The sequence below is a fragment of the Streptomyces sp. NPDC059037 genome (assembly GCF_042740015.1).
Classification (GTDB): Bacteria; Actinomycetota; Actinomycetes; order Streptomycetales; family Streptomycetaceae; genus Streptomyces.
On the sequence record NZ_JBHYIG010000362.1, the window covers coordinates 1 to 8,783 of the forward strand.

The following is an 8,783-nucleotide window of genomic DNA, read 5'->3' on the forward strand; positions in this document are numbered from 1 at the left end:
GCCCTGATCATTTACGTCCTGGGATCGGTGGTCGCCGGGCTCTCGCAGAACGCGGGCATGCTCATCGCCTGCCGTGTCGTGCAGGGCATCGGCGTGGGCGGGCTCTCCGCCCTCGCGCAGATCGTGATGGCCGCGATGATCTCCCCGCGCGAGCGCGGGCGTTACTCCGGCTACCTCGGCGCGACCTTCGCCGTCGCGACCGTCGGCGGTCCGCTGCTCGGCGGTGTCATCACCGACACCGACTGGCTCGGCTGGCGCTGGTGCTTCTACGTCGGCGTGCCCTTCGCGATCATCGCCCTGATCGTGCTGCAGAAGACCCTGAAGCTCCCCGTCGTGAAGCGGGACGTCAAGGTCGACTGGGCCGGCGCCTTCTTCATCTCCGCGGCCGTCTCGCTGCTCCTGGTCTGGGTCACCTTCGCCGGTGACAAGTACGACTGGCTGTCCTGGCAGACGTACGCGATGGTCGGCGGTTCGGTGCTGCTCGGCGCGGTCTTCCTCTTCGTCGAGTCCAAGGCGAGCGAGCCGATCATCCCGCTGCGGCTGTTCCGCAACCGCACCATCACCCTGGCCTCGCTCGCCTCGCTCTTCGTGGGTGTCGCGATGTTCGCGGGCACGGTGTTCTTCAGCCAGTACTTCCAGCTGGCGCGCGACAAGTCGCCGACGATGTCCGGCGTCATGACGATCCCGATGATCGGTGGTCTGTTCGTCTCCTCGACGGTCTCAGGACAGATCATCACCAAGACCGGCAAGTGGAAGGCCTGGCTGGTCGCGGGCGGTGTGCTCCTGACCGCGGGGCTCGGACTGCTCGGCACGATGCGGTACGACACCGAGTACTGGCACATCGCGATCTTCATGGCGATCATGGGCCTCGGCGTCGGCATGATGATGCAGAACCTGGTGCTCGCCACGCAGAACCAGGTCGCTCCCGAGGACCTCGGCTCCGCGAGCTCCGTCGTCACCTTCTTCCGTTCCCTCGGTGGCGCCATGGGTGTCTCGGCGCTCGGCGCCGTGATGTCCACACGCATCACCGACTACGTGAAGGACGGGCTTGAAGACCTCGGCCCGAAGGCCGCGGCCATGGGGCACGGCGGCACCGGTGGCGGCGGCATCCCGGATCTGGACGCCCTTCCCGCGCCGCTGCGCACGGTCATGGAGAGCGCCTACGGGCACGGCATCGCCGATGTCTTCCTGATCGCCGCGCCGATGGCGCTGATCGCCTTCCTGATCACGCTCTTCATCAAGGAGGTCCCGCTGCGTACGTCGGGTGCCCTCGCCCAGGCCGCCGAGTCGTCGGAGTCGACGGAGTCTCCGGCCACCGGGGTCGCCGACGAGCAGCCGGCCCTCGCCTCCGTCGCGGCGCACACCGAGACGGGGCCCGAGGGCACGCAGAAGCTCGCCGCCCTCGCCTCGTCCGCCGCCGGGGACGCCCCGGTGCAGACCACGGGCGGCGGCACTCCGGTGCGCGGATTCGTGCGGGGCGCGGAGAGCGCTCCGGTGCCGCGGGCCGCGGTCACGCTGATCTCCCTCGGGGGACGGCAGCTGGGGCGTGCGGTGGCGCAGGGCGACGGGTCCTATGCCGTGGACGCCCCGGGCGCGGGCTCGTACGTACTGATCGCGTCGGCCGACGGCTTCCAGCCGCAGGCTTCGACGATCGTCGTGGCCGACGATGCGCTCGCGTACGACATCCTGCTGAGCGGCACGAGCGGCCTCACCGGTGTGGTGCGGGCCTCCGACGGCAAGCTGCCGGTCGGCGGCGCGATGGTCATCGTGACGGATGTACGCGGCGATGTGCTGGCCACCGGACTCACCACCGACCAGGGTGAGTTCACCTTCGCCGAGCTGGTGCCGGGACAGGTGACCATCGCGGTGAACGCGGCGGGGCACCGGCCGATGGCGCTGCCGGTCGAGGTCGGCGCGGTCGGCGTCACCCGGGTCGAGGTCGAGCTGAGGTCCGGTTCGCAGGTGCTCGGCACCGTGCGGGCCAAGGGCGGACCGCTGAACGACGCGCGGGTCACGCTGGTGGACGCGGCGGGCAACGTCGTCGCCACCGCCACCACGGGGTCGGACGGGGCGTACGCCTTCACCGACCTGGACAACGGCGAGTACACGGTCATCGCGACCGGCTACCCGCCGGTGGCCACGGGCCTGACCGTCGCCGGAGAAGGCGTCGACGGCCACGACATCGAACTCGCCCACCCCGGCGAGTGATTGACCCCGGCCCGTGCGCGCGTACTCGAGCGGATGCGCGCGTGCGGGCCGGTGTGGAAAGGGCCCCCGGGTGGTGGTGACGTACACGGCAGGGGACGGCCGGTCACCACTGCCGGGGGCCGCACTTTTGAGCTCACAAGGCTCGCACAGCTCGCACAGCTCGCAAGGAGATAAACGGGATGGGACCGGGACTTACAGCGCGCATCCGGACGCGTGACGGCTGGGCGGTATCCCACGCCGTCGTCACCCTCACCGACATGACGGGTACGCAGGTGCTGCGGGCCGCGGCGGACGAGGAGGGCGCGGTGCGCGACACCACGGCGCTGCCGGCAGGACCGTACACGGTGATCGTCACCGCGGTCGGTTACGCGCCCGTGGCCTCGACCGCGCTCGTCACCGCGAGCGGCCGCGCCGAGGTCGGCAGCGTCGTCCTGGCCCGGCAGGGCGGCACGGAGCTGCCGCCGCCGGGGCCGTGGACCGTCGACCCCGCGCACTCCACCGTGGGCGCGACGGCCCAGCACCTGGGGATCACCAGCGTGCACGGCCGGTTCACGGAGTTCGGCGGGCGGATCGACATCTCCGAGGACGTGGAGAAGTCCCGGGTCGAGGCGGTCATCAGGTCCTCGTCCATCGACACGGGCAACGGCATGCGGGACGGCCACCTGAAGTCCCCCGACTTCCTGGACGTCGACCAGTACCCCGAGCTCACCTACCGCTCGACCGGTCTCACGCCCGCGGGCTCCGACCGCTGGACGGTGCACGGCGAACTGACCATGCACGGCGTCGTACGCCCGGTCGACCTGGAGCTCAGCTATCTCGGTACGGGAGCGGATCCCTGGGGCGGGACGCGGGCGGCGTTCCGGGCCACGGCGGAGCTGCGCCGCGAGGACTTCGCGATGAACTACAACCAGGTGGTGCAGGCGGGCATCTCGGCGATCGGCACGACCCTCCGGGTGGAGCTGGACATCCAGGCGGTGCAGGGGGATGCACTGCCGCAGGGCTGAGCCCGCAGCCTCGGGTCACCGAACGAGCCTTTCCCGCCCACCCGCCCGACACTCGGCATCGAGACGCGAGGGGACGTGTCGGTATGTCCGCACGGAGCACGGCGCCCAAGTCTCGCCGGCCGAAGCAGCCAGACGCTCGGACCGAGATGGCGAGTACGGACATACCGGCGCGGCCCCGCCCCACAACCAACCGACACTCAGCACCTCCGAGGATCACCCCGGAGCGGTGGGGCCCGGTGGCCGCCGGGGGATTTTCCCCGGCCAAAGGCCTGGCCATAGGCACAGCCATAGGCCCAACGCCCCGCTACAGCTGTGCCTCGATGCCTGCCACCAGGAGGTCCAGGGCCACCGTGAAGTCCAGTTCCCACATCTCCTCGACCGTGCTCCCGCCCCGCGCCTCCATCATCTCGGAGGCGCTGTGCAGGGTCTCCTCAAGGGCCGGATCGGACCTGACCGCGCCCATGGCTTCCTTGAAGTACTCCGCGGGCGTCATCCCGGCCGCGGCGCACCGCGCGAGGTAGTGGCCCTGCACGGTGCCGAATCCGTACACGAACTGGAAGACCGCGGCGATCGCGCCGGTCTGCTTCTCCGTCGGAAGACCCGTCTTGCGCACCACGTCCTGCACGGTCAGCGCGAACTTGAGCCAGTTCGGGCCGATGTTGAGGAAGTTGCCGACGAGCGGTGACACCCAGGCGTGCCGGACCAGCAACCCCCGGTACTCCGACGCCAGTTCGCGCAGCGTCTCGCGCCACCGCTCGGGCGTGACCGACTCCGCGTCCGGCAGGTTCATCTCGCCCGCGGCCGCGTCCAGGGCCAGTTCGAGCAGGTCGTCCTTGGTGTCGACGTACCAGTACACGGACATCGCCGTGACGTTCAGCTCGGCGGCCAGGCGCCGCATGGAGAACTTGGCGAGGCCCTCCTCGTCGAGGAGGCGGACCGTGGCCTCGGTGATGCGGTCACGGTCCAGGCCTGTCGGCTGATCACTCCTGCGGCCCGCGCCGTTCCGGGGGGCCTTGCCCTCCAGCCAGACGCTGGTCCGCGCGGGGCGCTTCGCGCGGTCGGCTGCCTTCACCATGGCGCACCTTCCTGGTCCTGAGCTCTTGTACCGATGACCGATGACCGATATCCGATGGTCCGGAGCGGACGGCGGACCGGCCGGAATGAGCCACTCCGCCACCCGCACTCGATGCTAAGCGGACGCCGTCTTGGCAGAGTCTGCCCTTTCCGCCCGCTTCAGCAACGCGGCGGCGACAACGCCTCCGAGGAACACCGCCACCGCCCCCACCAGCTGACTGGTCTCAAGGCCCGACGAGAACGCGTCGGCGATCTTCGCCCGCTCGCCCTCCGTATCGGCCGCGGCGAGCGCGGCCGGCAGCGAGGCCGCGGACACGGCCACCAGCGAGGCGAACTTCGAGTTGAGGACCGCACCGAGGACGGCCACGCCGAGCCCGTTGCCGAACTCCGCGAGCGTGCCGTTGACGCCCGCGCCCACGCCCGCCTTCTCCGGCGGGATCGCGCTCATGATGGCGTTGGCCATCGCGGGCATGGCGAGCGCGATGCCCGCGCCCATCACGATGAGCCCGGTCAGCATCCCGCCGTAGTTGTCGCCGCCGAGCACGGCGATCGCGGCGAGCCCCGCGGAGAGCAGGGTCATGCCGATGGCGATGGTGACCGGAGTGCTCGTCTTCTTGAGAAGCCGTGCGCCGAGGCCCGTGAAGTTGAGCGCGACCACGGTGACCGCGAGCGGCGCCGTCCGCAGGCCGGCCTCCAACGGCTCGTACCCCAGGACGAACTGGAGGTGCTGGGTGAGCAGGAAGAGCGAGCCGCCCATGCCGAAGGCGACCAGGATGGCGCCCGCGACGGCGCCGATGAAGCGCTGGTTGCGGAAGAAGTGCATGTCCAGCATCGGGTACGGGATGCGCAGCTCCCACCAGACGAAGACACCGAGCACCACGACACCCACCGCGGCCGACACCAGGACCTGCGTCGACGTCCAGCCGTGCTCGGGCCCGGAGATGATCGCGTAGACGACCGACGCCATGCCGATGGTGGAGAACACCGCGCCGAGCAGGTCGGGCCGGTCGCCCTGCGGGTTCTTGGACTCGGGGATCAGCTTCACGACGGCGACGAAGCCGAGGACCGCGACGGGGATGTTGATCAGGAAGATCGCGCCCCACCAGAAGTGGTCGAGCATGACGCCGCCGACAAGGGGGCCGATCGCAAAACCCAGGGAGTTGACGGTCGACCAGAGGCCGATCGCCTTCATCCGCTCGCTGTCGTCGAAGATCTGCACGATGACGGCAAGCGTGGTGGTCATCAGGAGCGCGCCGCCGATGCCCATCCCGGCCCGCGCGGCGATGAGCTGCGTGGAGGACTGGGCGAGACCGGCGACCAGCGAGCCGATGCCGAAGAGGGCGAGGCCCGCGGCGAGCATCTTCTTGCGGCCGTAGCGGTCGGCGGCGCTTCCCGCGGTGAGCAGCAGGCCGGACTGGACGAGCGAGTAGGCGTTGATCATCCACTGGATGTCGGCCGTGGACGCGTCCAGCTCCTTGGTGAGGGAGGGGATCGCGACGTTCAGGACGGTGTTGTCCAGGAGGACGGTGAGCGTGGCGAGGCAGATGACGCCGAGGATCAGCCAGCGCTGGGGGTGTGCCTGGGGGGTGGCGGGGGTCTCGGCGGTCGTCGTTGCCGTCATACCCTCTCCTTCTTCTTGTACGGCGTATGGGAGGTGAGCGATGTACACCGTAAGGCATCTCCCGTACGCCGTACAAGAAGGTTTCCGTCAGCTCTTGGGCTGCGTCAGCTCTTGGGCTGCGTCAGGTCGTAGAACGTGGCGCTGCCGACCGTGACCTTCTCGAAGGAGTCCTCCACCCAGGAGGTGATCTTCGATGCGGTGCCGCTGTCACCGCCGCCCATGCCGCCGCCTCCGCCTTGGCCGCCTTGGCCGCCCTGGCCGCCCTGGCCGCCCGAGATGAAGTAGTGCACCTTCCCGTCGGCCACGTACTGCTTGAACTGGGCGAGGGTCGGGGACGGATCGCTGCCGTTGAAGCCGCCGATCGCCATCACCGGGTCGCCGGTGGCGAGCTGGTAGCTCGCGGCGTTCTGCGAGCCGATGGCGGCCGCCGCCCAGGTGTAGTCCTCGGCGTTCGCCTCCAGGAGCTGCTTCGCCTTGGCGCTGACCTGGGCGCCGTTCAGGAGGCCGCCCATGCCGCCGGCGCCACGCTCGCCCATTCCGCCGCCGGGCATGCCGCCTTGGCGACCGGTCTGACCCTGCTGCCTCGGGGGCTGCATGGCGTTGCCCTGCCGGCCACCTTGCTGGCCCGGCGGCTGCATCCCGCCATCACCGCCACCGCCGGGGCGGCCGCCACCGCCGCCGGGGCCGCCCATTCCGCCCGCCGACGCCGGACCAGCCGTCACGATCGACCCCGTGTGCGCGCTGTTCACGGTGGAGAGCGTGTACGCGACCGGGCCCGCGGCCGAAGCAGCGAAGCTCAACCCGATGGCTGCGACGGCCAGTTGGCGCCCGAGGCGTGCGGCGAGCAGCAGGCCGAGCGCGCCCGCGAGGCCGCCGGTCAGGACCGCCCAGCGCAGCCACGGCACGTAGTCCGGGGTCCGCCCGAGCAGGACGTACCCCCACCAGGCCGTGCCCGCGACGGCCGCGCCGAGCAGCGCGCCCGCCCACCACTTGGCGCGCTCCTCCCACAGGACCGTGGCGCCCATGCCGATCAGCGCCGCGATGTAGGGGGCGAGGGCGACCGTGTAGTACTGGTGGAAGATGCCCGCCATGAAGCTGAAGACGGCCGCCGTCATGAGGAGCGAGCCGCCCCACGCCACGAACGCCGAGCGCGTGGTGTCGGTCCTGCGGGCCTTCCAGGTGAGGACGATGCCGCCGACGAGCAGGATCAGTGCGGCGGGCAGCAGCCATGAAATCTGGCTGCCGATCTCGGAGTTGTACATCCGGCCGATGCCGGTCTCGCCCCACTGACCGCCGCCGCCACCGCCACCGGGGCCGCCGCCACCGCCGACGCTGCCGGTCTCCTCGCCGTTGATGCGGCCGAGGCCGTTGTAGCCGAAGGTCAGCTCAAGGAAGGAGTTGTTCTGGGAGCCGCCGATGTACGGGCGCGACGACGCGGGCCACAGCTCCACGATCGCGACCCACCAGCCGCCCGCGACGACCATCGCGAGCCCGGACAGGGCGAGTTGGCCGAAGCGCTTGCGAAGGCGGACGGGTGCGCACACCGCGTAGAGGACCGCGAGCGGCGGCAGGATCAGGAACGCCTGCAGCGTCTTGGCCAGGAAGGCGACGCCGACCGCCACGCCCGCCCAGACCAGCCACTTGGTGCGGCCGTGCTCCAGGGCGCGCAGCACGCAGTACACGGTGACGGTCATCAGGAGCGCGAGCAGCGCGTCCGGGTTGTTGAAGCGGAACATCAGCGCGGCGACGGGGGTGAGCGCGAGCACGGCGCCCGCGATCAGCCCGGCCACCGGGCTGAAGCGGCGGCGCACCGCCGCGTAGAGCACGCCGACCGTGGCGACACCCATCAGGACCTGCGGGGCGAGGACGGCCCAGGAGTTGAGCCCGAAGAGGCGTACCGAAAGGGCCATCGGCCAGAGCGAGGCCGGCGGCTTGTCGACGGTGATCGCGTTGCCCGCGTCGAGCGAGCCGAAGAACATCGCCTTCCAGCTCTGGCTGCCCGCCTGGACGGCCGCGGAGTAGAAGGAGTTGGCGTAACCGGACGCGCTGAGGTTCCAGAAGTAGAGGACGGCGGTGGCGAGCAGCAGACCGAGGAACGCGGGGCGCGCCCAGCGGGGATCGTCGGCGCGGCCGCGCCAGAGCGGCCCGCGCGGGCGCCGGTGGGCGTATTTGCCCGGTGTCTCATGAAGTGGCTGAGCCACCTGGGCAGTTGTCGTCATCGTGCGTTCCTCGGGTCGGGTGCGTAGTCGGATGCGCAGTCGGATGCGTAGTCGGATGCGTGGTCAGGTGCGTAGTCGGGTGCGTGAGTGAGTTCGTACGAGGCTTCGGGCGGCGCGGCGGATGTGGTGTCGGAGCGCCGCTCCGGGAACACCCACGCCCGCAGCAGCAGGAACCGCAGGACCGTCGCCGCGAGGTTGGCCGCGATCAGGACCGCGAGTTCCGTGGAGTGGGAGGGTTCGCCGGCGGCCGCGCCGAGGGCCGCCAGCGAACCGCTGCTCAGGGCGAGGCCGATGGCGAAGACGACCAGGCCCTGTGCCTGGTGGCGCATCGCACGGTCGCGGCCGCGCACCCCGAAGGTGAGCCGCCGGTTGGCCGCGGTGTTGGCGACCGCGGAGACCAGCAGGGCAAGCGCGTTCGCCACCTGCGACCCCGTGAACGTACGGAAGCCGGAGTAGAGAAGCAGATAGAAGAGCGTGGAGAGCGCGCCCACCACGCAGAAGCCGACCAGCTGACGGGCGAGTCCGCCGGGCACGCCGGTCAGCTGCCGGTCCCGCGGATCGTCGCCGAAGGGGCGGGCGAGCCGCGCAGGAGCGGTCTCTAATACACATATACGACCCCCCAACACCACGAACGCTCTCTGGTTGTCAGTGTCGGTG

6 protein-coding genes are annotated in these 8,783 nt (G+C 70.6%); 2 read left to right on the top strand and 4 right to left on the bottom strand.

The features are described from left to right. Positions 1-2,208: MFS transporter (locus tag ACFWY6_RS41745; protein WP_384702012.1), on the top strand; the 2,208-nt coding region annotated here is incomplete at its 5' end. A gap of 179 nt (positions 2,209-2,387) precedes the next feature. Further along, on the top strand, positions 2,388-3,212 hold the full coding sequence (locus tag ACFWY6_RS41750; RefSeq protein ID WP_384702015.1) for a YceI family protein: 825 nt from the start codon (positions 2,388-2,390) through the stop codon (positions 3,210-3,212). Positions 3,213-3,516: 304 nt separating this feature from the next. Here the strand turns inward: ACFWY6_RS41750 and ACFWY6_RS41755 are convergent, their stop codons facing one another. The 4 genes from ACFWY6_RS41755 to ACFWY6_RS41770 all read right to left on the bottom strand — a co-directional run. Continuing rightward, a complete protein-coding gene (locus ACFWY6_RS41755) occupies positions 3,517-4,287 on the bottom strand; it encodes a TetR/AcrR family transcriptional regulator (protein WP_384702018.1) in 771 nt (256 codons plus the stop codon). A 114-nt stretch (positions 4,288-4,401) separates the two neighbouring features. Continuing rightward, positions 4,402-5,907 (bottom strand): MFS transporter, encoded by a 1,506-nt coding sequence (locus tag ACFWY6_RS41760; protein WP_384702021.1) that lies wholly within the window; start codon positions 5,905-5,907, stop codon positions 4,402-4,404. 104 nt (positions 5,908-6,011) lie between these two features. Further along, positions 6,012-8,126, bottom strand: coding sequence for an ArnT family glycosyltransferase (locus ACFWY6_RS41765; protein ID WP_384702025.1), 2,115 nt, complete (start codon positions 8,124-8,126; stop codon positions 6,012-6,014). Next, positions 8,123-8,783: GtrA family protein (locus ACFWY6_RS41770; protein ID WP_384702028.1), on the bottom strand; the 661-nt coding region annotated here is incomplete at its 5' end. The genes ACFWY6_RS41765 and ACFWY6_RS41770, both read right to left, overlap by 4 nt.